Below are 25,321 nucleotides of genomic sequence, written 5' to 3'. Positions count from 1 at the left end.
TCCTTCAGATATGACCGATGCCAGTCAAAAAGTCTTTTAGTAGGGCCGCGTATTCAATGGGTTGTTCGACGCAGGGCAGATGGCCCGCTTTGCGTATCAATTCGAAACGGGCACCGGGAATAAGATCAATGGTTTCTTTTACTAGATCCGGCGGGGTAGAGCCATCCTCACTGCCCGCAATGCCCAAAGTCGGCAAACGCAGGCCACTTGTTGGCGTGTAAAAATCGGTTCCGGAAATGGCGGCGCAACATCCCAGATAGCCTTCAACAGGTTGCCGCACCATCATGTTGCGCCATAGCAGGTGCTGGGGCGACGCGTGGAATGCCCGCGAGAACCAGCGCTCCATAGTTGCGTCGGCTAGCATTTCGATGCCGCCGATCCGGACGGCTTCCATACGGTCCGCCCAAATCGCCGGGGTGGCTATTTTGGCCGCTGTATTTGATAGAACCAGCCCGCGAATCAAATCCAGGCGTTTGACGGCCAGACCCTGCGCGATCATCCCGCCGATGGACAGACCGACAAAAACGCAATCTCGGACCTTTAGGTGATCCAGAAGGCCTTCGGCATCGCGGATCAGCGCCCCCATCGAATAGGGCGCCTGAGGCGCCGAGGACAGGCCATGCCCGCGTTTGTCGTATCGAATGACTCGCAGCCCATCAGGCAGGTATGGCAGCATCGCATCCCACAGGCGCAGATCGGTGCCCAGCGAGTTCGCGAATACGATCGGCGCGCCTTGTGGGGCGCCGTCGATCCGGTAATGAAGCTGTACATCCCCAAGGTCAGCTATCTGCATAAAAATCCTTTGTCTTTGCATGCTGAACTGACACGCTGCCGGAACCGACGGCGGTTGTCAGGTCAGGAACTCCATAGCTTTGGCAAAGACGTCCGGGTCCGCATTGCCACCCGATGCGACAATGATAACGGCGTCTCCTTGAATTTCGGACCTGCGAAACAACGCTGCGGCCAGGGAAACCGCACCGCCCGGTTCCAGCACGATCTTCAGGCGCAGAAAGGCCAAAGCCATGGCGCGCATCGACTCTTCTTCGGTCACAGACAGGCCGGGACCGCACAGCCGTTGCAGGATCGGAAAGGTGATGTCGCCGGGTTGCGGGGTCAGAATGGCGTCGCAGATATTGCCAGATGTGGCCGCGTTGTTCTTTATTCGTCCCAGTGCCAACGAGCGTTTGACGTCGTCAAACCCTTCGGGCTCGCAGGGGCGGGCGCGCAGACCGGGTGCGTGCCCCTCGAGCGCAAGCGCAATACCCGAGGTCAACCCCCCGCCGCCGCAACAGACCAGCACATCAGCCTGTTCGACGCCCAGCACAGCCGCCTGGCGCGCGATTTCCAACCCGGTTGTGCCTTGCCCGGCTATCACAAGCGGTTCATCATAGGGGCGGATCAGGGTCAGGCCACGCTTGGCCGCCACGGCCTCCCCGATTTCTTCGCGGCTTTCATTGGAGCGGTCGTACAGAACCACCTCGGCCCCCAGAGCGCGCGTGTTGTCGATTTTGAGCTTTGGGGCATCCGAGGGCATGATGATAACAGCCGAAATACCATGCCGTGCGGCGGCATAAGCCACGCCCTGAGCATGATTGCCCGAGGAATAGGCGATCACACCTTTCTTTCGGTCTGCTTCACTGAGGCCCGAAATGGCCGACCACGCCCCGCGAAACTTGAAACTGCCGGTGTGCTGCAGGCATTCCGGTTTTACCAACACGCGGCGACCCGCGATTTCATCCAAAAACGGAGAGGTCAGGATTGGTGTTTCTCTGACGTGCCCTTGCAGACGCAGGGCTGCGGCTTCGATCATTTCAAGTGTGCTCATGCCGCGTCCAGTACTTCGCGAATAACGCCCAATGATTGAGGTTCGTCCAGAAACGGCACGTGTCCGCGATCGGGCACGGTAGCCGAGATCAACCCCGGATGCCGGTTCTGCATCTCGGCCAATGTCTGCGCGCTCAGAAGATCGGAATTTTCACCGCGAATGACACCCGTTGGGATGTCGTGCAGGGCCTCGAAGAATATCCACATATCCGGGATTGCCCCGGCTGCGGCCTGTTCCAGCAGCGCTGTGCGCAGGGCCGGATCATAGCGCAGGGTCAAACCCTCTGTCGTTTCCTGATTTTGAAATTCAGCCATCTGCCGCCATCTTTCCAGCGAAATCCCTGGAAACTGCGGGCCCATCATGTGCTGAAGCGCGTGCGCGGCCTCGTCATAGGTTTTCGAGACCGGTTGTTTGCCGACATATTCCATTATTTTGGCGATGCCCGATGGGTTAAAGACCGGACCAACATCATTGAGCACAACAGCCGCCAGCCGCTTTGGGTGGGTGGTGGCCAAGGTCATCGCGATCAGGCCTCCACGTGAGGTCCCAATCACGGTCACCTGATCCAGGTCAAGATGATCCAGCAGATCGATCACGTCTTGAGATTCGCGTAACAGGCTATAGTTCCCGTGATCCGAGTCATGCTCGGATTGCCCGCGCCCGCGATAATCCATCGCGATCATCCGCCAATCGGTCATGTGCGGGGCAAGAAATGAGAAATCCCGGCTGTTTCGGGTAAGGCCAGCCAAACACAGGACCGGCCTGCCGCTGCCGGTGTCTTCGAAATAGAGGCGTTTGCCGTCGTTGGTCGAAAAAAAGGGCATCAGAATCCTGCAAGTTCCGGAATGGATGTCAGGTCGGACAGTACATGCGTTGGCTGCCATGGCAACCGATCCATTGGTTCGTTCGCACGGTTGACCCAGGCAGTGACGAAACCATAGCCACTGGCCCCCGCCGCGTCCCAGCCATTTGAGCTGACGAACAAGACTTCGTCGCGCTCGCAGCCGAACCTCTGTGCGACCAGATCATAAACCTTGGCATGCGGTTTGAAGACGCCGACGCTTTCGACCGACAGAACATCATCGAGAACGCCGCTTATCCCTGCGGATTGAACCGCACCATCCAGCATCGGCGGTGATCCGTTCGACAAGATCGCAGTCTGCATCCCGCCGGCCTTAAGGGTGGCCAGCATTTCGGGAACCTCGGGATATGCCTGCAATTCCCAGTAGAGATCAAGCAGGCGCTGGCGTAGGGCCGGGTGCTGGTCCAGCCCCGTTGCCTCTAGTGCCCAATCCAGACCGTCTTGGGTGACGTCCCAGAAATCTGCATGTGCATCGGTCACCGCACGCAGCCAGGTGTATTGCAACTGTTTCAGGCGCCAGTGATTGGCCAGATCCGGCCATTTCTGCTGTAACGCCTCAAAGCCGGGTTCTGATGCAGCTTGCCTTGCGGCTGCGGCCACATCGAACAACGTGCCGTATGCATCAAAAATGCAGGTTGTGATCGGCATCAATTCCCCTCCGTTCATTCGGTGCAGGTTTGCAAAAGTGCTAAGGGTTTACAATGTTGCTTCATTGCCTAGGTTTGACCGCTCAATTTTTTATCGGCCGGAGGCCAAAATGACAGCGATAAAACAGGGCGACACAGTTCGCATCCACTATACCGGTACGTTGCAGGACGGGAATGTCTTTGACAGTTCACAAGGGCGCGATCCACTGGAATTCGAGGTGGGGTCCGGGCAGATTATTCCCGGATTGGACAGTGCAATGCCTGGTCTGGTGGCCGGGGACAAAAAACGTGTCGAGATCGCCTGCGTTGATGCTTATGGGCCGATCAATCCCGAAATGCGTCAGAGCATACCACGCGAAGGTATTCCGGACGACATCCCGCTTGAACCCGGCACCCAGTTGCAGATGCAAACGCCCGAAGGGCACGCATTGCCGGTAACTGTTGTCGAGGCTGACGAGGTGACCGTCACGCTGGACGCGAACCATCCTCTGGCCGGAAGGGACCTGATTTTCGAAATCGAAGTGGTTTCGGTGAATTGAGTTTCGTGATCTTGATCAGCCTGAAAACAGGCTGGTCCATGATGCAAAGATCTCGCGTACATGCGGCTGAGTGAAGAATACAAACAGCATCAGCAGCATTGTTAGGGTCATCAAGGCGACGCGGCCTCTAAACCCCAGAAAACCCGGTTTTCGGCGGGAAACCCGCTTGCTGCTGGCGATGATTTGCTCTGCTTTGTTCATGCAACTATCCCTGCCTGCGAAAGATGGTCAAATCTTGGCACTGACAGGGAAAGAAATGGTCACATATGGTCCGGTTGAGGCATTCCCAGAACGTGGAAGCCACCATCAACACGAATAACTTCGCCCGAGGTGCAAGCCCCCGCATCCGAAGCCAGATAAACCGCGGTGCCGCCGACAGCCTCAAGCGTGGCATTGCTGCGCATCGGAGCGTTCTGGTCGCAGAACTTGAAGGTCTTGCGGGCCCCGCCGATGGCCGCCCCGGCCAGTGTTTTCATCGGACCCGGAGAGATTGCGTTCACCCGGATTCCGTCAGGTCCAAGATCGTTGGCCAGATAACGGGTCGCTGATTCCAGCGCAGCTTTGGCCACACCCATTACGTTGTAGTTGGGCACAACCCGGTTAGACCCCTGATAGGTCAGCGTCAGGATCGTGCCGCCGTTTTCTTTCATCATCGGATAGGCGCGGCGGGCCACTTCGATCAGCGAATAGGCCGAAATATCCATCGAATTCTTGAAATTCGCCCGGCTGGTGTCCAGGAACCGGCCGGTTAGTTCGGACTTATCGGAATAGGCGATGGCGTGGACCACAAAATCAATGGTCGGCCAGCGCTGGGCCAACTCGTCAAAGGCACGATCCAGCGACTCGTCATCAGTGACGTCCGCATCGACCATGAAATCGCTGCCAAGGCTCTGCGCCAGCGGTTCCAGCCGCTTTCCGAATGCCTCGCCCTGATAGGTGAATGCCAATTCGGCGCCCGCTTCGTGCATGGCCTTTGCGATGCCCCATGCGATCGAACGGTCATTCGCCACGCCCATAACGAGGCCGCGTTTGCCTTTCATTAGATCTGACATTCCATTCACCCGTTATACTTTGAAAGAACCATGGACCCGTTCGTCCCACCAAAGCCGAAGCTGTTGGTCATGACGCTGTCCAAACCTGCATTTTCAACTAGCTGAGTTGCAATTTCTCCGGGCTGGATGCCCTCGGCAAGCGTGTCGACGTTGATCGACGGCGTTATAAAATCATGTTCCAGCATCAAAAGGCAGAAAATAGCCTCCAGCGCGCCAGCCGCACCTTGTGCGTGACCTGTCATCGACTTGGTCGAGGAAATCGGCGGCACGCTTCCCTCGCCAAAAATACGGCGCACAGCTTCGACTTCGCCGACATCTCCGACCGGGGTCGAGGTGCCATGGGCATTGATGTAGTCGACCTTGCGGCCTTCGGGCAGGGTGTCCAGCGCCAGACGCATGGCGCGTTCGCCACCTTCGCCAGAGGGGGCTACCATGTCGTGACCGTCGGAGGTTGCTGCAAAACCCGTAACTTCAGCATAGATTTTGGCGCCGCGTGCCAATGCGTGTTCCAGATCTTCCAGCACGACAATACCGCCTCCGCCGGATATCACGAACCCGTCGCGGTCTTGGTCGAATGCACGAGAAGCTTTTTCGGGCGTATCGTTGTATTTCGACGACATGGCACCCATTGCATCGAACAGACAGGACAAGGTCCAGTCCAGCTCTTCCCCGCCGCCCGCGAACATTATATCTTGTTTGCCCATCATGATCTGCTCTGCGGCATTGCCGATGCAATGCAACGAGGTCGAACAGGCCGAAGTGATCGAGTAATTGATGCCCTTGATCTTGAAGGCGGTCGCAAGGTTGGCCGAAATGGTTGAGCACATGCATTTAGGAACTGCAAACGGGCCGATCCGCTTGGTCGCGCCGTTTTTCAGAACGGTCTGATGCGCAGTCAGCATGGCGCTGGTCGACGGTCCGCCCGATCCGGCGACAAGGCCGGTACGTGGGTTGGCAACCTGGTCTTCGGTCAATCCTGAATCGGCAATCGCCTGGCTCATCGCGATATGCGCATAGGCCGCTCCGGGACCCATAAAGCGCAGGGTGCGCTTGTCCACATGTTCGCTAACGTCGATTTTGAGCGACCCGGCGATCTGGCTGCGAAAGCCATGTTCGACCATCTGGTCATTGGCCACGATGCCGGACTTGCCGGCCTTGAGTGAGGTCAGAACCTCTTCGGCATTGTTCCCGATGGAAGAGACAACTCCCAAGCCGGTGACAACTACTCGACGCATGTGCGTGCTCCTTATTTGGGGCCGGTCAGGCTCAGGCTTCGGACAGAACTACTTTCATGTCCTTGACATCGTAAATCATCTCACCGTCGGCTTCGACGATACCATCTGCGACACCCATAGTCAGGCGGCGGGTCTGGATTGCTTTCTTGAAGTCGATTTTATAGGTCAGCATCTTGCGGTCCGGGCGTACCATACCTGTCAGCTTGACCTCGCCCACTCCAACGGCCATGCCGCGCCCTTGCCAGCCGCGCCAGCCCAGGTTGAATCCGGTCAGCTGCCACAAACCGTCCAGGCCCAAGCAGCCGGGCATGATCGGGTTGCCGGGGAAATGGCAATCAAAGAACCAAAGGTCGGGCGTAATGTCGAATTCAGCGAGAATATGACCTTTGCCATGGGCGCCACCATCGGCCGAAATCTCGGTGATCCGATCCATCATCAACATCGGCGGGGCGGGCAACTGTGCGTTCCCGGGGCCGAATAGTTCGCCGCGGGCGCATTTCAGCAGATCGTCCTTGTCAAAGCTGCTTGGGAATTGGGCCATTCTGCGCCTCTCCTGCCAGGGGTCTTTCCATCTAATTTGGTCTCGTCTAGCACCCGTATGCAAGGTCCTGCAAGAGCAGTGGCCTACATCATGTTGTGTTTACATTATTCTCTGCGAATGAAATTCATTTGAAATTACCTGACTACAGCACTTATATATACCTCAGCAACAAATTGGTATTGGACTGATGACAGCAGATTGCCAGAGCATAGCCACAGGTTGGTTGGTTCACGCCGGATTGCGTCCGACGCGTCAGCGCGTAGCTTTGGCAGAGCTGCTGGTCGGTGATGGCCGCCATCGCCACGTCACCGCCGAAAGCCTGTTTGAATCGGCCAAACAGAACGGAGATGCTGTTTCTCTGGCGACGGTTTACAACACGTTGCGCGCCTTTTGCGATGCCGGGGTTCTGCAAGAAATTACCGTTGACGGATCGAAAAGCTATTTCGACACCAACACGCATGATCATCCGCATTTCTATTGGGAAGATGAGGGCCGGCTCAGCGATGCTCCGTCCGAACAGCTGGTCATCCAGCGACTGCCCGACGCGCCTGAAGGGGTTGAGATCGCGTCAGTCGACGTTGTGATCCGTCTGCGTAAAAAGTAAACTTACGTCATCAGTCCGGTCAGGATGTGCTGTGCCTTTTCGCTATGCGGATCCAAAGGGCCTGTTCCATGCCGTGCCACAACAACGGGTTCTGCTGCGATTTCATCTGACACAGGTATGCTGACCAACGGCATCCCGTCATAGCTGGTCTTGGCAGGAATGTTGGCATAGCTGATGGCAACGCCTTCGCCATGCGCCGCGAGGCTGCGTTGGATCTCGGGCGACGCGGCCCGATGTGCGACATTGGGGTTCTGCCCAAGTTGACGGAAGAGACTCAGGAAATGCTGCGCAGATAGTCCCTCGTTCGATAGGATCAGGGGGTAGGCCACTACATCCTGCAATGATACCTGCGCCCGATTGGCCAAGGGGTGGCCTTTTGTCATAACCGCGATTGGTCGATTGGTGAACAAGGTGGTCGTGGAAAAGGCCGCATCCAGTGTCAGGCCATAAGTCAAGGCAAGGTCGATCTCACCATTGACGAGGCCGGAAATCAGGCCCTGAAATTCGTCTACGCGATATGTGATATCAACTTCGGGCATGTTCTGTCGCAGGCTATGCAAAGCCTTTGCCAGCAGGAAAGGCGCGAGGTCGTCGAAACAGCCCAGACGCAGGCGCGTGGTTGCGGTCCCGTCTGTTCCAGAATTTTCCAAACGTGCGGCACGTGTCAGCAGGGCCTCGGCGTTTTCAATAAAGCTGCGTCCCTGCGGTGTCAGCGCCATAGCCGCTCCGCGCTTTCGGATAAACAGCGGATAGCCCAACTGGTCTTCGACCCGGGTTAGCGCATTCGACAGGGCTGGCTGCGAAACATTTAGATGCAACGCTGCAGCAGACAGGCTGCCATGCCGTCCGATGGCGCAGACATATTCATATTGGCGTAGGGTAACGTATAACATAAGGTTAACTATACATTTCAAAGATATTATTTGAATAGATGAAAATTTCATGAGCAAATTCAGGTTAAATTCGAACGGAGGCGCAGATGGCACACCCCCTGGTTACGCAAGAGATGATTGACACATACCAACAGGACGGCGTGGTTCTGATCAAAGGTTTGTTCGCCGACTACGTGGATACGCTGCGTGACGGCATCGCGGCCAATATGGCTGAACCCGGACCATATGCGTCTGACAACCAAAAACAGGGCGAAACCGGTCTGTTCTTTGATGATTACTGCAACTGGTCGCGTATCGAACAGTTCCAGAACGTGATCCACAATTCACCGGCAGCCGAGGTCGCAGCGGATCTGATGCAGTCGCAAACCGTACAAATGTTCCATGACCATGTTCTGGTGAAAGAACCAGGCACGTCGATGGCAACGCCGTGGCACCAGGATGGGCCATACTATTTCGTCGAGGGCAGTCAGACGATCAGTTTCTGGTCGCCATTGGACCCGGTGACACAGGCCACCCTTCGTTGTGTGGCAGGTTCACATAGATGGGAGAAAGAGGTTCTGCCCACGCGTTGGGTCTCGGAAGAAGGGTTTTTCGCGGATGAAGGCCAGTACATCCCCATTCCCGACCCCGATGCCGAAGGTATGAGGGTGGTTGAATTCGAGATGGAACCCGGTGACGCGGTTGCCTTCAACTACCGTACGCTGCATGGCGCGCGTGGAAACCAGTCTGACAGCCGCCGCCGTGCTTTTTCCTTGCGGTTGGTTGGGGAGGATGCGCGATATGTGGAACGTCCGGGGCGCACTTCGCCTCCGTTTCCGGGCCACGACATGCAGCCCGGGCAGCGTTTGCGGGAAGATTGGTTCCCGGTTCTGCTGCGACGCTGAGCTGCCTAGAACCACTGCCCCGATTCGATGAGCCCCAGTTCCAACAGCTGCTGAGATGACCACTGGAACCGAGCCGAGTTGCGCCAGCGGAAACTGGGGATGTCGAAGGTCGACCCCGCGTTGCTTTTAAGCGCCTTGGCTGCGCGGAAGGAGCAGATCGCCGCCGTCAGATTGTGGTGCCAGGGGCAGGAATAGGTGTTGTACTCGGGCTCATTGAACGTGTGGTCGGGCAGTAACAACAGATCATTTCGCGATTTGAACAACCCGATTCTGTCGATGCGGCGGCGTTCATAGGGGATGTGATCTTCGAACCGCCAGCGCAATCCGCCGGATATGTCCAGCTGTCTTTCCAGCGGGTGTCCTTCAGCGTTGTGTCGGGCATGTGCGTAATACCCGGTGCTGTCCAGCATGGCTTGGTCAGGGGCAACCCCGTTTGGAAAGGCGCCCAAGTCATCAGCATACAGGTCGATCACATGGGTTAGCATGGCGTTTCGGCGTTCTTCGGTGTGAAAGGCCAGCAACTCGCCAATCGTGCGCGTTTCGCAGAAGGGGAAGAACAGGTATTCAGCGTTATAGCAGTAATACATCCAAAGGTCAGGAGCGGCCTGGATGACCTGATTAACCGTGTCAAAGACGACGGTTCTTGGTGCGCAGGTCAGTGTCACTCTGTGGATACGCTCGGTCAGTTCAGGATCCAGCGTAAAGGCTTCGGGCATGAACACGATCAGTGACTTGAAGCCAAGGTTCAGATGGTGCCGGATGGTACCGTCGATCTCGACATCGTCTTCGGCGAAGATCATCGCAACCGGACCTTTGGCCAACGCGGCCTTGCCGGATTGAAGGAAAGAAGTGAGACTGTCGTACTGCATTGCCTGTCCGGCCCCGTCCATCTGGAGTTTTCGGCCAAAATCGGGTAATCGCGCTGGCATTGCAAGCGGCGTTCGTTGGGTATAGATGACGCCGATCCCGCGAACGCAAAGGCCCAACCCCATGTCAGAACCCAAAAAGCTGTACATCAAGACCTATGGTTGCCAGATGAACGTCTATGACAGCGAGCGTATGGCCGAGACCCTGGGGGGGCAGGGCTATGTCGAAACCCAGAGCCCGGATGACGCGGATATGATTCTGCTGAACACCTGTCACATCCGGGAAAAAGCAGCCGAAAAGGTCTATTCCGAGCTGGGGCGTTTCAAAGGGTTGAAAGCCGAAAAACCCGATCTCAAGATCGGGGTCGCAGGCTGCGTCGCGCAGGCCGAGGGCGAAGAAATCATGCGCCGTCAGCCCCTGGTCGATCTGGTGGTTGGCCCGCAAAGCTATCACCGTCTGCCTGAGATGGAAGCCAAGACGCGCGAAGGCGCCAAGGCACTGGACACGGATTTCCCCGAAGAAGACAAGTTCGAAAAACTCAAGAATCGTCCCAAAGCCAAACGTGGCCCCACCGCTTTTCTGACGGTTCAGGAAGGCTGCGATAAATTCTGCGCCTTCTGCGTGGTGCCCTATACCCGTGGCGCCGAGGTTAGCCGTCCGGTGGACCGTATCGTCCGCGAGGCACAGGATCTGGTCGAACGTGGCGTGCGCGAGATCACTCTGCTGGGTCAGAACGTCAACGCCTATCACGGTGCTGGACCGAACGGCGACATGACGCTGGCGGGACTGATCTGGGAGTTGAACAAGGTCGACGGGCTAGAGCGCATCCGCTTTACCACGTCGCACCCGAATGACATGGCCGACGACCTGATCGAGGCGCACGGCACCTGCGAAAAACTGATGCCCTATCTTCATTTACCGGTCCAGTCGGGTTCGGATCGCATTCTGAAGCGGATGAACCGCAGTCACACAGCCGAAAGCTATTTGCGTCTGATCGAGCGTATCCGCGCTGCGCGTCCGGATATTGTCATGTCTGGTGATTTCATCGTTGGGTTCCCTGAAGAAACCGACGAAGATTTTCAGGCCACCATGGATTTGGTCGAGCAAGTCAAATACGGCTATGCCTATTCGTTCAAGTATTCGACGCGCCCGGGAACGCCCGCAGCCGAGCGGTCTCAGGTTGATCCTGGGGTGGCGGATGACCGCCTACAGCGGCTGCAGGGATTGATCACGCGTCATCAGCGCGAAATTCAGGATGCCATGGTTGGACGCAAAGTCCGCGTTCTGTTCGAAAAAACCGGCCGGTTGCCGGGACAGATGGTGGGAAAATCTGAATATCTTCATTCGGTTCACGTCTCTGATGCGGATGTGGAAATCGGCGCGTTGCGGGACGTTTTGATCATCGGATCAGGTGCGAATTCTCTGGCGGGGCAGTTGCTCTGACCCGTCCTTTATCTGTGATGCGGATACCATCGCTGGTATTTGTTTCCAAGATTTACCCTTGATTTATCACTTGGAATTATGTTCCGAGAAAAGTCAGGTTTTTTCGGGGCCTAGGCTAACGCCTCCTGAAACGGCATATCAGTGCTGATCCTGGTGTCGGATCGGGATGACGGAGGGTGCGAGTGAAACTTTTGAGATTTAGTGCAGGGTCTAATATCAGGGTTGCCCTTCCCGCAATGGCCGCGTTGTTTCTGGTACTCAATTCCGCTGCCGCAGGGAATCTGGATCCGGATTTATCTGAACCGCCGGTAATATCGTCAGCACGTTATGGCAGCGATGTTAGCGCCTTCTATCTGGGCTTGACAGCCGGCTATTCGACCAGCGGCTCGGACCGCTTTGGCCTGACGACGCCTACAGATACGTTTGCTGTCGGCGAATTGGACCTCACCGGCAGTTACGGTGGTATTCGGGGCGGTTGGCGCGGTCTTCTGCCCGCAAAAGGCGGGCGTGACTACGTCTATGGGGTCGAGTTGGGCTATGATTTCGGATCTCTGGACGATGAAGTGTCGACGCAGATCGGAACCTCAGTCGTCAATGGCGGTTCAGAGATTTCGGATGTCATCTCAATTCGCTTCCGGAACGGTCTGACAAACCCAAGTGGCAGAGTGTTATACTTTATTTCCGTTGGTTACGTGCATGGCGATATAACCACGACCAGTTCGATTACATCCGGGGCAACAACCCAGTCCTTTCAGGATAAAGACAGTCGAAAAGGGTTCTCGGCCAGCATTGGCGCCGAGCACAAATTGAATGAGAACTGGTCGATCACTGGGGAATATGAATACGTCCGGTTCGATTCTGAAACCGTCGAATTTGACAACGGGTTTACGACCAAATCGACGCCCCGTTACCGTGGTTTGCGGTTTGGCCTGAACTATCAGTTCTAGGTTTGCCTGTATGGAACGTTCGCGGTGCCTCCAACTTGATCGGCGGTTTTACCATTCTGTACGGAAAATTTGAATCTCTGGCTTGCGCCCACCAAGAAATGTTGTCTACGCTTGGGGTGAAACGCCCAGACAGGAGAGCGGATTGGCCATTGGTGCCCTGAACCCACCGCAAAATGAAACGCCCCAGCGGGAAGCGTTTGTTGAATTTCCAGACAATCGGTTATTGATAGATCTTTGCGGCGAATATGACCGCAACCTGACCGAAATCGAACAGAAGCTGACCGTGCAGATCGTGCGCCGTGGCAACCAACTGGTTGTCATGGGTGACGACGAATCCCAAAAACAGGCGATCGAAGTTCTGCAAGCGCTGTATACCCGCCTGGAAGGTGGTCGTGACGTAGAAGCAGCGGATGTAGACCGCGAACTTCGCATGGGCGGGTCGGAGACAGGAACCGGCAGCCGAGATGGCGATCAGCTTGAGATGTTCAAGGGTGGTTCGGTTGAGATCAAAACTCGCAAAAAGCTGGTCGAGCCGCGTACTGACGCCCAGAAGGTCTATGTTCAGTCCTTGTTCAACAATGAGCTGGCCTTTGGCATAGGTCCGGCGGGCACAGGTAAGACCTATCTGGCCGTGGCCGTTGGCGTATCGATGTTTATCGGCGGGCATGTCGACCGCATCATCCTCAGTCGTCCCGCCGTCGAAGCGGGCGAAAAGCTAGGATATCTACCTGGCGACATGAAGGACAAGGTCGATCCCTATATGCAGCCGCTCTATGATGCGCTGAATGATTTTTTGCCCGGGAAACAACTGGCCAAGCTGATCGAGGAAAAGCGCATCGAGATTGCACCTCTGGCGTTCATGCGTGGTCGTACGCTCGCGAACGCCTTCGTTGTGCTGGATGAGGCGCAGAACGCCACGACCATGCAGATGAAAATGTTCCTGACCCGTTTGGGCGAAGGCAGCCGCATGGTCATAACAGGCGACCGGTCACAGGTTGACCTGCCGCGCGGGGTTCAGTCGGGATTGGCGGATGCAGAACGGCTGTTGAGCACGATACCAAATATCAGCTTCAACTATTTCACCTCCAAGGATGTTGTTCGGCACCCACTTGTCGCCGCGATCATCGAGGCGTATGAGGCCGATACGGGCCGTGAAACGGGTTGATCTTCTGGGTCCCGGTATCGGGATTTTGGACATGGTGGCATGAACCTGGAACTATCGGTTGAAGACCCGCGCTGGGACGGGCTCGAATTTTTGGCAGAGCGCGCCGCAAGGGTGGTTTTGGATCATTGCGATCTTGATGCGGACTTGTGTGAGGTTAGCCTGCTGGGATGCGACGATGCACGGATCGCCCAGTTGAACACGGAATTCCGCGAAAAGGCGTCACCGACCAATGTGCTTAGCTGGCCAGCCGAAGATTTGGCTGCGGACTCCGCCGGGCAGACTCCGATACTCCCTGAACCCGATTTCTCAGGGGAAATTGCTCTGGGCGATATTGCGATTTCTTATGATACTTGTGCTCGCGAGGCGGCAGAGGCAGGGAAAAACATGGATGATCATGTCACACATCTGATCGTTCACGGCCTGTTGCATTTGCTGGGTTATGATCACATTCGTGATCTCGACGCCACGCTGATGGAGGGTGTTGAGGTGGAGATACTTGGCAAACTGGGTATTGATGACCCATATAATGCTTAGAGCGAGCCTTTCGGCTTATCATTTGGAAATGGGAAAATGGGCGAAACAGACGGCAGTTCTATGGCGGCGCAGGGCGCGCAACCGAAGGACGGCAACGAAAATGTCACTGAGAGACCAGGACTTTTCTCTCGAATAGTGGATGCGTTCTCAACGCAGAGTGAAGACTCGGCTTCTGAGGTCAATGGGCAAGAGGTCGATCCGGCTCAACCTCGCGGCATGATTAACCTGCGCCGGATGCGGGTCGAGGATGTGGCGATTCCCACGGTCGAGATCGTGTCAGTACCATCGACGATATCCAAAGATGAGCTGGCCCAGGTTTTCCGGGAAAGCGGTCTGTCTAGGATACCTGTATATGAAGGAACGCTGGATACGCCTTTGGGCTTTATCCACCTGAAAGATTTCGCTTTGACGCACGGGTTCAACGGCGGCTCGACTGAGTTTGATCTGGTGTCGATGTTGCGGACATTGCTGTTCGTGCCGCCATCGATGCCGATCGGTGTGCTGATGACCAAAATGCAAACCGAGCGCCGCCACATGGCATTGGTGATCGACGAATATGGTGGTGTCGACGGGTTGCTGACGATCGAAGACCTGATCGAACAGGTTGTTGGTGAGATCGCGGACGAACATGACGCGGATGAAAGCCAACTTTGGGTTCAGGAAAAACCTGGATGTTATGTGGTGCAGGCGCGGATACCCCTTGAAGATTTCGAAGCCGAGATCGGGCGATCCCTAACCAGCCACGAGGATGTCGATGAGGAAGAGATCGACACGCTTGGCGGGTTGGTCTTCATGTTGTCCGGACGGGTTCCAGCACGAGGAGAGGTTGTTCTGCATCCGGAAGGGCCTGAATTTGAAGTGATTGATGCGGATCCGCGGCGCATCAAACGGCTGCGTGTCATGCTGCCGGATATCGTTGCATGAACCTGATACGGGCTTGGCCCATTTGGCTTAGATTTGTCCTTTCTGGTTTGTTGGGAGGGCTGGCTGCATTTGGTCTGGCTCCCTTTGGGTATTGGGTGGCTTCTGTATTGGCGTTGGTGTTGGTCGCACCGATATTTCAGAGCACCGAGACACGTGCGCGTGCGGCGTGGATCGGTTGGGCGTTTGGGACCGGGTATTTCGCCCATGCACTCAGCTGGATTGTCGAGCCGTTTCTGGTGGACGCCGATCGTCACGCTTGGATGGCTCCGTTTGCTTTGGTCTTCATGGCTGGTGGTTTGGCGCTGTTCTGGGCGCTGGCATTCTGGGTTGCTCGCAGGCCCGGCGCGCGCGGGGTTTCACAAGCGTTGTTTCTCGCCGTGGCAATTTCGTTGGCGGAATGTGCCCGCGGTTATGTTCTGACCGGGTTCCCCTGGGCCGGGCTGGCGCAGGTCTGGGTCGAGACCCCTGTTGCGCAGCTACTGTCACTTTTTGGGCCTTACGGGCTTGGGGCGCTGACCTTGGTGGCGACACTGCCACTAGGGGCGGCTTTGGCGCTGCGTTCCGGAGTATTCGTGCCCTTGGGCATCAGTGTGGCATCGGTCGCATTGGCTTTGGGCTATGCAGGGACGCGGCCCGCTGTGGACGAAACGGGACATATCGTTCGCTTGGTTCAGCCCAATGCGTTGCAACATCAGAAATGGGATCCAGAGTTTGCACCTCTGTTCTTCGCACGTCAGATCGAGTTTACTGCCGCCGAACCACAGCCTGACCTGATTGTTTGGCCTGAAACCTCGGTTCCCGCCTGGCTGGGCAGCGCGCAGCCGTATCTGGATGCCATCGCCGAGGCGGCGCAAGGCACGCCGGTTGTTCTGGGAATTCAACGAGGCGACGGGCCGCGAATCTACAACTCGATGATCTACCTTGATGTGGATGGGGCTCAGCAGGGGCTGTACGACAAACATCATCTGGCGCCTTTTGGCGAATATGTTCCGTTTGGCGACGTGATGGCGCGGTTCGGGATCTATGGCATGGCTGCAACCACCGGACATGGGTTCAGCGCCGGGTCGGGGGCGGCGCTGCTGGATGCAGGCCCATTGGGTAAAGCGCTGCCGTTGATCTGCTACGAAGCTGTGTTTACCCAGGATGTCCTATCCGCGCCGGGGCGCGCTGATTTCCTTCTGCAAATCACCAATGATGCGTGGTTCGGAACGCGCTCGGGACCGTATCAGCACCTGGCTCAGGCACAGATGCGTGCCATCGAGCAGGGGCTGCCCATGATGCGTTCGGCCAATACCGGCGTCTCCGCCATGATTGACCCGCTGGGCCGGATCACCGAGGCCCTGCCACTTGGACAGGCGGGCTATATTGATGCCGGACTTCCGGCGCCTCATTCTCCGACGGCTTATTCCCGAATGGGGGATAATCCTGTCTTTGCCGTGTTATTGGTGCTGTTTGGCCTGTTATGGTATGGACTGCGGCGGCGAAACCTATGATTTCGCATTGACCCTCAGTTTCGGGGGGCTTATCCCCTCTTGTGCCCATCACAACGGCTTCCTGGCGTGACGGGGTAATTTCAATGGAGCACTTGCATGTCCCGACAGAACTATACCTTTACTTCGGAATCCGTTTCCGAAGGGCATCCGGATAAGGTTTGTGACCGTATTTCCGACGCCGTACTAGACGCATTTCTGAACGAAGAACCCGAGGCACGCGTTGCGTGCGAGACCTTTGCGACAACGGATCGCGTGGTGATCGGCGGCGAAGTGGGGCTGTCTGATCAGGACAAGCTGCATGACTATATGGGCCGCATCGACGAGATCGCCCGCGCCTGTATCAAGGATATCGGCTATGAGCAGGATAAGTTCCACCACGAGACGGTAGAAGTTACGAACCTGCTGCATGAGCAATCTGCACATATTGCGCAGGGCGTAGATGCGTCGGGTGACAAGGACGAAGGTGCTGGTGATCAGGGCATCATGTTCGGCTATGCTACCACCGAGACACCCGCGCTTATGCCTGCGCCGATCCAGTATTCCCACGCAATCCTGCGCCGTCTGGCCGAGGTGCGCAAGAACGGGACCGAGCCTGCGCTGGGCCCGGATGCGAAATCGCAGCTGTCAGTGATCTACCAGGATGGCAAGCCGGTTGGCGTCAGCTCGATCGTTCTGTCGACCCAGCATCTGGATGAGACGCTGAGCTCGGCCGATATTCGTGCCATTGTTGAGCCGTATATCACCGAAACTCTGCCCGAGGGTTGGCTGACCGATCAGACCGATTGGCACGTCAACCCAACCGGCAAGTTCGTCATTGGCGGTCCGGACGGAGATGCGGGTCTGACCGGTCGTAAGATCATCGTGGACACTTATGGTGGTGCAGCGCCACATGGTGGCGGAGCGTTTTCGGGTAAAGACCCGACCAAGGTGGACCGTTCGGCGGCTTATGCCGCGCGCTATCTGGCCAAGAATGTCGTAGCCGCGGGAATGGCCGAGCGTTGCACGATCCAGCTGAGCTATGCCATTGGCGTTTCCCGGCCTCTGTCGATCTATGCGGATACGCATGGCACGGGGCAGATCGCGGATGATCGGATTGAAAAAGCCGTCGGCCAGGTGATGGACCTGACCCCACGCGGCATCCGTCAGCATCTGGAGCTGAACAAGCCGATCTATCAGCGCACAGCAGCCTATGGCCATTTTGGCCGCCAGCCGGAAGCGGATGGAGGTTTCAGCTGGGAGCGCACAGATCTAGCAGACGCGTTGAAAGCGGCGGTTTGATCTGACTGTTATCAATTGGTGCGCCCTTGCGGGCGCGCCTATTTCTTGGGAAATGGATGAGAGGCGGCGGCTATTCTGCTCTGCCGCCGCCCCTTGCCTCTGAGCCGTCCCCGCAGTATGGGCACCGCCATGAGCACCCAGACCCCCCAACGCCCCCGCAGAAACTTTTATGGCCGCTTCAAAGGCAAGACCCTGAAGCAAAGCCAAAAGACGTATCTAAGCGAAGACCTCGATGCGCTGTCTCCGGGTGCTGTGGACTGGGAAAGCAATCCTGAACGCAGTCCGCTGGATCTGAATGCCCTGTTCGGTGGCAAGGATGTCTGGCTTGAGATCGGCTTTGGCGGCGGCGAGCATCTGGTGCATCAGGCGGCTAGCAATCCCGATATCGGTATCATTGGGGCAGAACCCTATATCAACGGTGTCGCCATGCTGTTGGGCAAGATTCGCAAGGCTGGGGTCGAGAATCTGGCGGTGCATCCCGGCGATGCGCGCGATCTTTTTGATGTCTTGCCCGAAGCCAGCATATCACGCGCCTTTCTTCTGTACCCCGATCCCTGGCCCAAAACCCGGCATCACCGCCGTCGGTTCGTGACCCCAGAGCATCTGGAGCCGTTGGCGCGGTCGTTGAAACCGGGCGCGATCTTTCGCGTTGCAACAGATATTCCCGACTATGTCCGCCAAACGTTGGAAGAGGTGCCGGGCGCTGGTTTCGAATGGTTGGCGGAACGCCCCACCGATTGGCGTGAGCCTTGGGAAGACTGGATTTCCACGCGCTATGAGCAGAAGGCCCTGCGCGAAGGGCGGACACCGCATTACCTGACCTTCCGCCGCAACGACTGATTGCGGCTGGACCAAGCGCCCCCAATTCGCTAATCGGCTTGGGAACTGATAGCGAAAACAGGAGCCCCCATGTCCGGACACGGCACGCCCATCCCGATGACCTCGCACCCTTGCGGTCCGCTGACCGGAGCGGCCGAGGTGCCTGGTGACAAGTCGATCTCGCACCGATCGCTGATCCTGGGCGCGATGGCCGTAGGTGAAACCCGGATCACCGGTCTGTTGGAGGGTGAGGACGTTCTGGACACCGCAAAGGCGATGCGTGCCTTTGGGGCTGAGGTGACAGATCACGGGGGTGGCGAATGGTCAGTCCATGGTGTGGGCGTCGGTGGCTTTGCCGAACCCGATCAGGTTATTGACTGCGGCAACTCGGGCACCGGCGTTCGGTTGATCATGGGTGCGATGGCGACCTCTGCGATTTCCGCGACATTCACGGGGGATGCCAGCCTCAACAAACGCCCTATGGCGCGGGTAACCGATCCTCTGGCGTTGTTTGGTGCGCAAGCTGTGGGACGCACCGGGGGGCGCCTACCTATGACGATTGTGGGTGCAGCAGACCCTGTCCCAGTAAAGTACGAGGTTCCTGTTCCCTCCGCACAGGTGAAATCTGCCGTTTTGTTGGCAGGTCTGAACGCACCGGGCAAGACCGTGGTGATTGAGGCCGAAGCGACCCGGGACCATTCCGAGCGGATGCTGGCCGGATTCGGGGCTGAAATCACGGTCGAGGATACCGATGAGGGGCGGGTGATCACCCTGACCGGTCGCCCTGAGTTGAAACCGCAGATCATCGTTGTGCCCCGTGATCCCTCCAGCGCGGCCTTTCCGGTCTGTGCTGCGCTGATCACGCCCGGATCTGATGTTCTGGTTCCGGGCATCGGCCTGAACCCGACCCGCGCGGGTCTGTTTACCACTCTGCGTGAGATGGGTGCTGACTTGACCTATGAAAATGAGCGCGAAGAGGGTGGTGAACCGGTCGCGGATCTACGTGCCCGGTATTCCCCCGATATGAAAGGAATCTCGGTTCCTCCGGAACGAGCGGCCTCGATGATTGACGAATACCCGGTTCTATCTGTGGTCGCGGCAAATGCCACAGGCACCACAATGATGGGTGGCGTAAAAGAACTGCGCGTCAAGGAAAGCGACCGTATTGATGCGATGGCCCGCGGCCTGCGCGTTAATGGCGTCACCGTCGATGAGGGCGATGATTGGTGGTCTGTGGATGGTTTGGGAATTGGCAATGTTCCCGGCGGCGGCACCTGTGAGAGCTTTCTGGATCACCGGATCGCGATGTCCTTTATGGTTATGGGTATGGGGGCGAAAAATCCGGTCGGAGTCGACGATGGCGGCCCGATCGCAACGTCTTTCCCGATCTTCGAACCGTTGATGGCTGGCCTTGGTGCGCGGCTGCAGCGAAACAACCGGTAAATGCGATGGCAGTTGCCAGTTTCACCATAGCAATCGATGGCCCGGCAGCAGCGGGGAAGGGCACGATTTCCAATGCCGTTGCCGCCCATTTCGGGTTTGCGCACCTCGATACCGGCCTGCTTTACCGTGCGGTTGGCCGCAGAACGCTGGAAGGTGCCGACCCGGTTAGTGCCGCGCAAACGCTGACTGCCGAGGACCTGGATCAGGGTGATCTGCGCACGGCTGAAATCGCGCAAGCGGCCTCGAAAGTTGCAGTTATCCCCGAGGTGCGGGCTGCATTGGTCGATTTTCAGCGCGCCTTTGCGCGCCGCGCGGGCGGTGCAGTGTTGGACGGTCGTGACATCGGAACCGTTATTTGCCCGCGGGCCGAGGTTAAACTGTTTGTCACCGCCAGCGCCGAAGTGCGCGCTGAGAGACGGTTTCTGGAACTGGACGCCAAGGGCCATGAGGTTACACGCTCACAGGTGTTGGCCGATGTGCGTGAGCGGGACGCTCGGGATGCCGAACGCAGCACGGCACCTATGAAGCCAGCTGAGGATGCGGTCATACTGGATACCTCGGACCTGAGCATTGACGCAGCTCTCGCCCGCGCGATTGAGGTCATCGAACCAGTTCTGCCCTAGGGCCGTTTGCCAGAGCAAACACAACTTTGTTCACTAAGCTTTGTTTGGCCAGCGCCCGAGGCGTCGATTACCTTTGTATCGACATCTGCCGGAGGTAATCGATGTTCCGCCTGATTTTGATTTTTACCTTTCTCGCCAGTGCGCTTTCAGCGCAAGAGGCAGAACCGCCAATGACCTACGAGCGTTTGGGCAAGATATTGTTTGCGCTTGACCCCGAGACAGAGCCTCTTGGGCCGGGCTTTCAGCTTACCATCGCGGAGGTTCCCGTTCTGGTGATTACCGACGTCAATGCGGACCGGATGCGGGCCATGGTGTCGATCCAAAGTGTCGAAGATCTGAGTGCTCAGGACATGCAACGGATGATGCAGGCGAATTTCGACAGTACCCTGGATGCGCGATATGCGATTGCCAATGGCACCTTGTGGGCTGCGTTCATCCACCCCTTGTCGCGGCTAGAAAGGGATCAGTTGATCTCGGGGCTGGCCCAGACGGTGAACATCGCCAACACCTACGGCACCTTGTATTCCAGCGGAGTTGCGGAATTTGGCGGCGGCGATAGCAATGATCTTCAGCGCGCTCTGATCGAAGAGCTTCTGAAAAAAGGCGAGGATATCTGACGCAGGGCCGGTACTTGCGCATTTCCTTTCTCGCAGCATCCACCATCCTAAAGAAAGTCGCGCAGTGGCGAGCGGTCTGTGTTGCCGGGTCTGATGACCCGGCATGTATGCAGGTTCGGCCGTCATAGTGCCTAGCTGGATGCAGGAAAGCTGTTATAGTTTCTCTCAGGCAAAAAGGGAAAGCTGCTTTACAAGCCCCAAAATCAAAAAGGGCAGGCGGCTAAAAAACCCCAAAACCAACAGGGACAGAAAATATGAATAATCGTTTGCGCAAGATCACCATTGTGGGTGGCGGCACGGCAGGTTGGATGACCGCGCTGATCCTGGAAATGGTGTTTTCACGCACGTCAGCACCCAAGGATCGCCCGCGTATCTGCCTGATCGAAAGCCCCAATATCTCGACTGTGGGCGTCGGCGAGGCCACGGTTCCACGGATGCCGGTCACGCTGCGCCAGGCCGGCATTTCAGAGCGGGATTTCTTCCGTGAGACCAACGCCTCGTTCAAGCTGGGCGTGAAGTTTTGTAATTGGAACAAGGACGCCAAGGGCAATCGCATTGATTACGTGAACCCTTTTGCGCATGGCCAGTTGTTAGAGGGGTTAGAGCCCGCAGAATACTTCCTGCGCTTTGGCAATGGCGATAGGGATTTCACGCAGTCCATCTCGCCCCATGATGATCTGGCGCGCCTGTGCAAAGGTGGGCGGCCACTGGGTCAGCCAGAGTTTGAGCAGCGGTTCGGCTATGCCTATCATCTGGATGCTGTGAAGTTTGCAGGCATGTTGACCAGGGTTTGCACCAAGCGCGGCGTTGAGCACATCCAGGACGAGGTGAAATCGGTCGAGCTGGATGAGCAGGGCAATGTCAGTCATCTGATGCTGGAAAAGAAAGGCCGCCATGACATTGAGATGGTCGTGGATTGCACCGGGTTTCGCGGCTTGATTATCAACAAGGCGCTGGGCGAGCCATTCATGGATTATTCTGACTATCTGCCCAACGACCGCGCCATGGCGTTGCAGATCGAGCACCCGGATCCAGAAAAAATTGAAAGCGTCACACGGTCCACCGCACTTGGTGCGGGGTGGACCTGGCGGGTGCCGCTCTTTAACCGTGTGGGCACGGGCTATGTCTACTCATCCGCGCATCGCACGGATGAACAGGCGGCGGATGAATACCTCGAATGGCTGGGCGATAGCGGCAAAGGTGCGACGCCGCGTGTGATCCCGATGCGTATCGGACGAGTGCGCAATGCCTGGGTCAAGAATTGCGTGGCGATCGGACTGGCCGGAGGGTTCATCGAACCGCTGGAAAGTACAGCGATCCACATGATTGATCATGCGGTGCGCTGGTTCGCCGAGCATCTGCCCACGCGGGACATCGAACCGTCGCTGCGGGCGAGATATAACAAGCAAATGGACAAGCTCTATGACGAGGTTCTGGATTTCATTTGTCTGCACTACCGCTTGGGCAACCGCACGGATGATCAATATTGGATCGACGCGCGGACCGAAATGAAGATACCGGATCGGCTGGCCGAGAACCTTGAGCTGTGGCAGCACCGCCTGCCTTTGGAACGAGATATCGAGTTTGCAACGCTTTTCGATTTCCGCGTCTATCAAACGGTTCTTTTGGGTAAGCAGGTCTATGATACGGGCTATGGTGCCGGCATCCGCGATCGCTTGCGGCCGTTGAAGAAACCGATCTGGTTCCAGTGGTGGAAAGGCGCGAAAGTGGATCTTGCGCAGATACTCAGATCAATGCCTGATCACAAAACCCTGCTGCGCGATATCCGGGGCGAGCTAGAGCGCCCAGCCTTTGGAAAGGCCGCAGCAGCGAAGCCAACAGTCGCGATGCCGGGCGCGGCCCCGGTACCTTTGGCGGTCCAGAACATGCCGAATTTTGCCGAAATCCAAAGCGGCTCAAAAGATCTGCAACTGTTTTAGGCGCTCTGTCCTTTCGGAGCTGAAGAAGAATACAAATCGACCCGACCTCAGCCATGCAAGGCTGGGGTTTGCGTGTTATTTTGTGATACGCACGGTAAAACTTGCAGCGCCTGTGCGAACCCGTTATAGAGCGCGCGTCGACAAGGCGATTTGAGCCATAAAACAATGAGACGAGCAGGGTCGGACCAACCGGCCCTCTTTGTTTTGCGGTATATGTCAGGTCGTCTGACCAATCCACGAAGACCGGCGGAGACAACCGCTCGGCCAGCAAAAACGTATGTAAAGGAAAACACTGCCAGATGGCTGATACAACCATGGAGGAATTCGAAGCCCTCCTGAATGAAAGCTTCGAAATGGACACGCCCGAAGAGGGTTCTGTTGTCAAAGGTAAGGTTCTGGCGATCGAAGCCGGCCAAGCCATCATCGACGTCGGCTACAAAATGGAAGGCCGCGTTGATCTGAAAGAATTCGCAAATCCTGGCGAAGCCCCTGAAATCACTGTTGGTGACGAGGTTGAAGTTTACCTGCGCGCCGCAGAAAACGCCCGTGGCGAAGCTGTCATCTCACGTGAGATGGCCCGCCGTGAAGAGGCATGGGACCGTCTGGAAAAAGCATATGCCGACGACCAGCGCGTCGAAGGTGCAATCTTTGGTCGCGTCAAAGGTGGCTTCACCGTCGATCTGGGTGGTGCAGTTGCGTTCCTGCCCGGCTCGCAGGTTGACGTGCGCCCCGTACGCGACGCTGGCCCTCTGATGGGTCTGAAGCAGCCGTTCCAGATTCTGAAAATGGACCGTCGCCGTGGCAACATCGTTGTTTCGCGCCGCGCAATCCTGGAAGAATCGCGTGCCGAACAGCGCGCAGAGGTTATCGGCAACCTGACCGAAGGTCAGACCGTCGAAGGCGTCGTCAAGAACATCACCGAATACGGTGCGTTTGTTGACCTGGGCGGCGTTGACGGCCTGCTGCACGTCACCGACATGGCATGGCGCCGTGTGAACCACCCGTCCGAGATCCTGACGATCGGCGAGACCATCAACGTTCAGGTCATCAAGATCAACAAAGAGACCCACCGCATCAGCCTGGGCATGAAGCAGCTGCAGGAAGATCCGTGGGATCTGGTTGCAGCCAAGTATCCGCTGAGCTCGGTTCATCAGGGTCGCGTCACCAACATCACCGACTACGGCGCGTTCGTCGAGCTGGAAGCCGGTGTCGAAGGTCTGGTGCACGTGTCCGAGATGTCCTGGACCAAGAAAAACGTCCACCCCGGCAAGATCGTTTCGACCAGCCAGGAAGTCGACGTCATGGTTCTGGAAATCGATGGCGCCAAGCGTCGCGTGTCTCTGGGCCTGAAGCAGACTCAGCGCAACCCGTGGGAAGTGTTTGCAGAAACACACCCCGAGGGCACCGAAGTCGAAGGCGAAGTCAAGAACATCACCGAATTCGGTCTGTTCATTGGCCTCGAAGGCGACATCGACGGCATGGTTCACCTCAGCGATCTGTCCTGGGACGAGCGTGGCGAGGATGCCATCCAGAACTACCACAAGAACGACGTGGTACAGGCCGTTGTGTCTGAAGTGGATGTCGAGAAAGAGCGTATCTCGCTGTCGATCAAAGCCCTAGGCGGTGACAAGTTCGCCGAAGCCGTGGGCGGCGTGAAGCGTGGCTCGATCATCACCGTTGAGGTCACCGCGATCGAAGATGGCGGCATCGAGGTCGAGTACGAAGGTATGAAGTCGTTCATCCGTCGTTCCGACCTGAGCCGTGACCGTGCCGAACAGCGCCCAGAGCGTTTCTCGGTCGGTAACAAGGTCGACGTCCGCGTCACCAATGTCGACAGCAAGACCCGTCGTCTGGGTCTGTCGATCAAGGCACGTGAGATCGCCGAAGAGAAAGAGGCCGTGGAACAGTACGGTTCTTCCGACTCGGGCGCATCGCTGGGCGATATCCTGGGTGCAGCGCTGAAGTCGGGCGACTAAGTCCGAGCCTCAGTCAAGCCGAATTTACGGCCCCGTGTGAAAGCGCGGGGCCGTTTTTGTTGCGAATCAACATGTTCGCATTTTCAGGCTAATTGGGTCTTAGGTTCATACATTTGTCAGGCAAATTACATGAACTGGCAAAAAATCGCGTTACTTAACTGTAATTTTCA

Annotated in this window: 26 protein-coding genes and 1 riboswitch; of the genes, 16 read left to right on the top strand and 10 right to left on the bottom strand. The window is 57.0% G+C overall.

Going from position 1 to position 25,321, the window contains the following annotated elements; translation table 11 throughout:
• Positions 1-4: 4 nt before the first annotated feature.
• The 4 genes from pcaD to AC2FH8_RS17615 are packed head-to-tail and all read right to left on the bottom strand — an operon-like array spanning position 5 to position 3,335.
• Positions 5-793: a 3-oxoadipate enol-lactonase gene (gene pcaD, locus AC2FH8_RS17630; protein ID WP_281973454.1), complete on the bottom strand. Its 789-nt coding sequence runs from the start codon at positions 791-793 to the stop codon at positions 5-7.
• Between the two features lie 57 nt (positions 794-850).
• Entirely contained in the window at positions 851-1,825 is a 975-nt protein-coding gene (locus tag AC2FH8_RS17625) for a threonine ammonia-lyase (RefSeq protein ID WP_281995901.1), read from the bottom strand.
• Positions 1,822-2,649: an alpha/beta fold hydrolase gene (locus AC2FH8_RS17620; protein ID WP_496690368.1), complete on the bottom strand. Its 828-nt coding sequence runs from the start codon at positions 2,647-2,649 to the stop codon at positions 1,822-1,824. The genes AC2FH8_RS17625 and AC2FH8_RS17620 overlap by 4 nt, the downstream gene beginning before the upstream one ends.
• The gene (locus AC2FH8_RS17615) at positions 2,649-3,335 is read right to left on the bottom strand and encodes a haloacid dehalogenase type II (protein WP_496690367.1); all 687 of its coding nucleotides are present in this window, start codon (positions 3,333-3,335) and stop codon (positions 2,649-2,651) included. Before AC2FH8_RS17615 ends, AC2FH8_RS17620 begins: the two co-directional genes overlap by 1 nt.
• 109 nt (positions 3,336-3,444) lie before the next feature.
• On the opposite strand from AC2FH8_RS17615, the gene AC2FH8_RS17610 reads away from it, so the two are divergent.
• Entirely contained in the window at positions 3,445-3,873 is a 429-nt protein-coding gene (locus AC2FH8_RS17610) for an FKBP-type peptidyl-prolyl cis-trans isomerase (protein ID WP_142639411.1), read from the top strand.
• A gap of 15 nt (positions 3,874-3,888) precedes the next feature.
• Here the strand turns inward: AC2FH8_RS17610 and AC2FH8_RS17605 are convergent, their stop codons facing one another.
• From AC2FH8_RS17605 to fabA, 4 genes are read right to left on the bottom strand one after another with little or no spacing between them, the layout of a single operon-like run.
• Entirely contained in the window at positions 3,889-4,074 is a 186-nt protein-coding gene (locus tag AC2FH8_RS17605) for a hypothetical protein (RefSeq protein ID WP_142639413.1), read from the bottom strand.
• 59 nt (positions 4,075-4,133) lie between these two features.
• Positions 4,134-4,925, bottom strand: coding sequence for an enoyl-ACP reductase FabI (locus AC2FH8_RS17600; protein ID WP_271951566.1), 792 nt, complete (start codon positions 4,923-4,925; stop codon positions 4,134-4,136).
• 5 nt (positions 4,926-4,930) lie between these two features.
• Positions 4,931-6,160: a beta-ketoacyl-ACP synthase I gene (gene fabB / locus AC2FH8_RS17595; RefSeq protein WP_281973459.1), complete on the bottom strand. Its 1,230-nt coding sequence runs from the start codon at positions 6,158-6,160 to the stop codon at positions 4,931-4,933.
• Between the two features lie 31 nt (positions 6,161-6,191).
• Complete coding sequence (gene fabA / locus AC2FH8_RS17590) at positions 6,192-6,701, bottom strand: bifunctional 3-hydroxydecanoyl-ACP dehydratase/trans-2-decenoyl-ACP isomerase (RefSeq protein WP_142639419.1); 510 nt, start codon at positions 6,699-6,701, stop codon at positions 6,192-6,194.
• 187 nt (positions 6,702-6,888) lie between these two features.
• Between fabA and irrA the strand changes: the two genes are divergently transcribed.
• Positions 6,889-7,305: an iron response transcriptional regulator IrrA gene (irrA, locus tag AC2FH8_RS17585; RefSeq protein ID WP_142639421.1), complete on the top strand. Its 417-nt coding sequence runs from the start codon at positions 6,889-6,891 to the stop codon at positions 7,303-7,305.
• Between the two features lie 2 nt (positions 7,306-7,307).
• Here irrA and AC2FH8_RS17580 read toward each other — a convergent pair whose 3' ends face one another.
• Positions 7,308-8,198, bottom strand: a complete 891-nt coding sequence (locus tag AC2FH8_RS17580; protein WP_281995897.1) for a LysR family transcriptional regulator — start codon at positions 8,196-8,198, stop codon at positions 7,308-7,310.
• An 86-nt stretch (positions 8,199-8,284) separates the two neighbouring features.
• Here AC2FH8_RS17580 and AC2FH8_RS17575 point away from each other — a divergent pair, with 86 nt between their 5' ends.
• Positions 8,285-9,082 (top strand): phytanoyl-CoA dioxygenase family protein, encoded by a 798-nt coding sequence (locus AC2FH8_RS17575; protein WP_271951572.1) that lies wholly within the window; start codon positions 8,285-8,287, stop codon positions 9,080-9,082.
• 5 nt (positions 9,083-9,087) lie between these two features.
• Here AC2FH8_RS17575 and AC2FH8_RS17570 read toward each other — a convergent pair whose 3' ends face one another.
• Positions 9,088-9,951, bottom strand: a complete 864-nt coding sequence (locus AC2FH8_RS17570; protein WP_271951621.1) for a glycosyltransferase family protein — start codon at positions 9,949-9,951, stop codon at positions 9,088-9,090.
• A 121-nt stretch (positions 9,952-10,072) separates the two neighbouring features.
• Here AC2FH8_RS17570 and miaB point away from each other — a divergent pair, with 121 nt between their 5' ends.
• The 13 genes from miaB (at position 10,073) to rpsA (ending at position 25,151) form a co-directional block, all read left to right on the top strand.
• The gene (gene miaB / locus AC2FH8_RS17565) at positions 10,073-11,392 is read left to right on the top strand and encodes a tRNA (N6-isopentenyl adenosine(37)-C2)-methylthiotransferase MiaB (protein ID WP_496690366.1); all 1,320 of its coding nucleotides are present in this window, start codon (positions 10,073-10,075) and stop codon (positions 11,390-11,392) included.
• Positions 11,393-11,574: 182 nt separating this feature from the next.
• Positions 11,575-12,339: an outer membrane protein gene (locus tag AC2FH8_RS17560; protein ID WP_496690365.1), complete on the top strand. Its 765-nt coding sequence runs from the start codon at positions 11,575-11,577 to the stop codon at positions 12,337-12,339.
• 142 nt (positions 12,340-12,481) lie between these two features.
• Complete coding sequence (locus AC2FH8_RS17555) at positions 12,482-13,504, top strand: PhoH family protein (protein ID WP_142639428.1); 1,023 nt, start codon at positions 12,482-12,484, stop codon at positions 13,502-13,504.
• Between the two features lie 39 nt (positions 13,505-13,543).
• A complete protein-coding gene (gene ybeY, locus AC2FH8_RS17550; protein WP_281973463.1) occupies positions 13,544-14,038 on the top strand; it encodes an rRNA maturation RNase YbeY in 495 nt (164 codons plus the stop codon).
• A gap of 36 nt (positions 14,039-14,074) precedes the next feature.
• Positions 14,075-14,962: a hemolysin family protein gene (locus AC2FH8_RS17545; RefSeq protein ID WP_142639432.1), complete on the top strand. Its 888-nt coding sequence runs from the start codon at positions 14,075-14,077 to the stop codon at positions 14,960-14,962.
• Positions 14,959-16,455, top strand: a complete 1,497-nt coding sequence (gene lnt, locus AC2FH8_RS17540) for an apolipoprotein N-acyltransferase (RefSeq protein ID WP_496690364.1) — start codon at positions 14,959-14,961, stop codon at positions 16,453-16,455. The genes AC2FH8_RS17545 and lnt overlap by 4 nt, the downstream gene beginning before the upstream one ends.
• 42 nt (positions 16,456-16,497) lie before the next feature.
• A riboswitch (SAM-SAH riboswitch) is annotated at positions 16,498-16,546 on the top strand.
• Between the two features lie 5 nt (positions 16,547-16,551).
• Positions 16,552-17,733: a methionine adenosyltransferase gene (metK, locus tag AC2FH8_RS17535; protein WP_142639436.1), complete on the top strand. Its 1,182-nt coding sequence runs from the start codon at positions 16,552-16,554 to the stop codon at positions 17,731-17,733.
• A 129-nt stretch (positions 17,734-17,862) separates the two neighbouring features.
• Positions 17,863-18,573 carry a tRNA (guanine(46)-N(7))-methyltransferase TrmB gene (gene trmB, locus AC2FH8_RS17530; RefSeq protein ID WP_496690363.1) on the top strand — a complete coding sequence of 237 codons (711 nt, stop codon included), beginning with the start codon at positions 17,863-17,865 and terminating at the stop codon, positions 18,571-18,573.
• 69 nt (positions 18,574-18,642) lie between these two features.
• Positions 18,643-19,995, top strand: coding sequence for a 3-phosphoshikimate 1-carboxyvinyltransferase (gene aroA / locus AC2FH8_RS17525; protein WP_496690362.1), 1,353 nt, complete (start codon positions 18,643-18,645; stop codon positions 19,993-19,995).
• A gap of 5 nt (positions 19,996-20,000) precedes the next feature.
• Positions 20,001-20,618: a (d)CMP kinase gene (locus tag AC2FH8_RS17520; protein ID WP_142639443.1), complete on the top strand. Its 618-nt coding sequence runs from the start codon at positions 20,001-20,003 to the stop codon at positions 20,616-20,618.
• Between the two features lie 101 nt (positions 20,619-20,719).
• On the top strand, positions 20,720-21,235 hold the full coding sequence (locus AC2FH8_RS17515) for a hypothetical protein (RefSeq protein WP_271951586.1): 516 nt from the start codon (positions 20,720-20,722) through the stop codon (positions 21,233-21,235).
• Between the two features lie 254 nt (positions 21,236-21,489).
• Complete coding sequence (locus AC2FH8_RS17510; protein ID WP_142639447.1) at positions 21,490-23,175, top strand: tryptophan halogenase family protein; 1,686 nt, start codon at positions 21,490-21,492, stop codon at positions 23,173-23,175.
• Between the two features lie 299 nt (positions 23,176-23,474).
• Positions 23,475-25,151: a 30S ribosomal protein S1 gene (rpsA, locus tag AC2FH8_RS17505; RefSeq protein WP_142639449.1), complete on the top strand. Its 1,677-nt coding sequence runs from the start codon at positions 23,475-23,477 to the stop codon at positions 25,149-25,151.
• Positions 25,152-25,321: the final 170 nt, after the last annotated feature.

Source organism: Ruegeria sp. CDSC025 (assembly GCF_059610805.1).
Note: the sequence above shows the minus strand (reverse complement) of the source record. Positions and strands in the feature narration are given on the sequence as shown.

Coding starts and splice junctions, on each gene's coding strand:
- trmB (WP_496690363.1), top strand. CDS start 17,863: ATGAGCACCCAGACCCCCCAACGCCCCCGCAGAAACTTTTATGGCCGC.
- miaB (WP_496690366.1), top strand. CDS start 10,073: ATGTCAGAACCCAAAAAGCTGTACATCAAGACCTATGGTTGCCAGATG.
- AC2FH8_RS17620 (WP_496690368.1), bottom strand. CDS start 2,649: ATGCCCTTTTTTTCGACCAACGACGGCAAACGCCTCTATTTCGAAGAC.
- rpsA (WP_142639449.1), top strand. CDS start 23,475: ATGGCTGATACAACCATGGAGGAATTCGAAGCCCTCCTGAATGAAAGC.
- AC2FH8_RS17515 (WP_271951586.1), top strand. CDS start 20,720: ATGTTCCGCCTGATTTTGATTTTTACCTTTCTCGCCAGTGCGCTTTCA.
- metK (WP_142639436.1), top strand. CDS start 16,552: ATGTCCCGACAGAACTATACCTTTACTTCGGAATCCGTTTCCGAAGGG.
- AC2FH8_RS17570 (WP_271951621.1), bottom strand. CDS start 9,951: ATGCAGTACGACAGTCTCACTTCTTTCCTTCAATCCGGCAAGGCCGCG.
- AC2FH8_RS17610 (WP_142639411.1), top strand. CDS start 3,445: ATGACAGCGATAAAACAGGGCGACACAGTTCGCATCCACTATACCGGT.
- AC2FH8_RS17520 (WP_142639443.1), top strand. CDS start 20,001: ATGGCAGTTGCCAGTTTCACCATAGCAATCGATGGCCCGGCAGCAGCG.
- AC2FH8_RS17600 (WP_271951566.1), bottom strand. CDS start 4,925: ATGTCAGATCTAATGAAAGGCAAACGCGGCCTCGTTATGGGCGTGGCG.
- aroA (WP_496690362.1), top strand. CDS start 18,643: ATGTCCGGACACGGCACGCCCATCCCGATGACCTCGCACCCTTGCGGT.
- AC2FH8_RS17545 (WP_142639432.1), top strand. CDS start 14,075: ATGGGCGAAACAGACGGCAGTTCTATGGCGGCGCAGGGCGCGCAACCG.
- fabB (WP_281973459.1), bottom strand. CDS start 6,160: ATGCGTCGAGTAGTTGTCACCGGCTTGGGAGTTGTCTCTTCCATCGGG.
- AC2FH8_RS17510 (WP_142639447.1), top strand. CDS start 21,490: ATGAATAATCGTTTGCGCAAGATCACCATTGTGGGTGGCGGCACGGCA.
- irrA (WP_142639421.1), top strand. CDS start 6,889: ATGACAGCAGATTGCCAGAGCATAGCCACAGGTTGGTTGGTTCACGCC.
- fabA (WP_142639419.1), bottom strand. CDS start 6,701: ATGGCCCAATTCCCAAGCAGCTTTGACAAGGACGATCTGCTGAAATGC.
- AC2FH8_RS17605 (WP_142639413.1), bottom strand. CDS start 4,074: ATGAACAAAGCAGAGCAAATCATCGCCAGCAGCAAGCGGGTTTCCCGC.
- lnt (WP_496690364.1), top strand. CDS start 14,959: ATGAACCTGATACGGGCTTGGCCCATTTGGCTTAGATTTGTCCTTTCT.
- pcaD (WP_281973454.1), bottom strand. CDS start 793: ATGCAGATAGCTGACCTTGGGGATGTACAGCTTCATTACCGGATCGAC.
- AC2FH8_RS17575 (WP_271951572.1), top strand. CDS start 8,285: ATGGCACACCCCCTGGTTACGCAAGAGATGATTGACACATACCAACAG.
- AC2FH8_RS17625 (WP_281995901.1), bottom strand. CDS start 1,825: ATGAGCACACTTGAAATGATCGAAGCCGCAGCCCTGCGTCTGCAAGGG.
- AC2FH8_RS17580 (WP_281995897.1), bottom strand. CDS start 8,198: ATGTTATACGTTACCCTACGCCAATATGAATATGTCTGCGCCATCGGA.
- AC2FH8_RS17615 (WP_496690367.1), bottom strand. CDS start 3,335: ATGCCGATCACAACCTGCATTTTTGATGCATACGGCACGTTGTTCGAT.
- ybeY (WP_281973463.1), top strand. CDS start 13,544: ATGAACCTGGAACTATCGGTTGAAGACCCGCGCTGGGACGGGCTCGAA.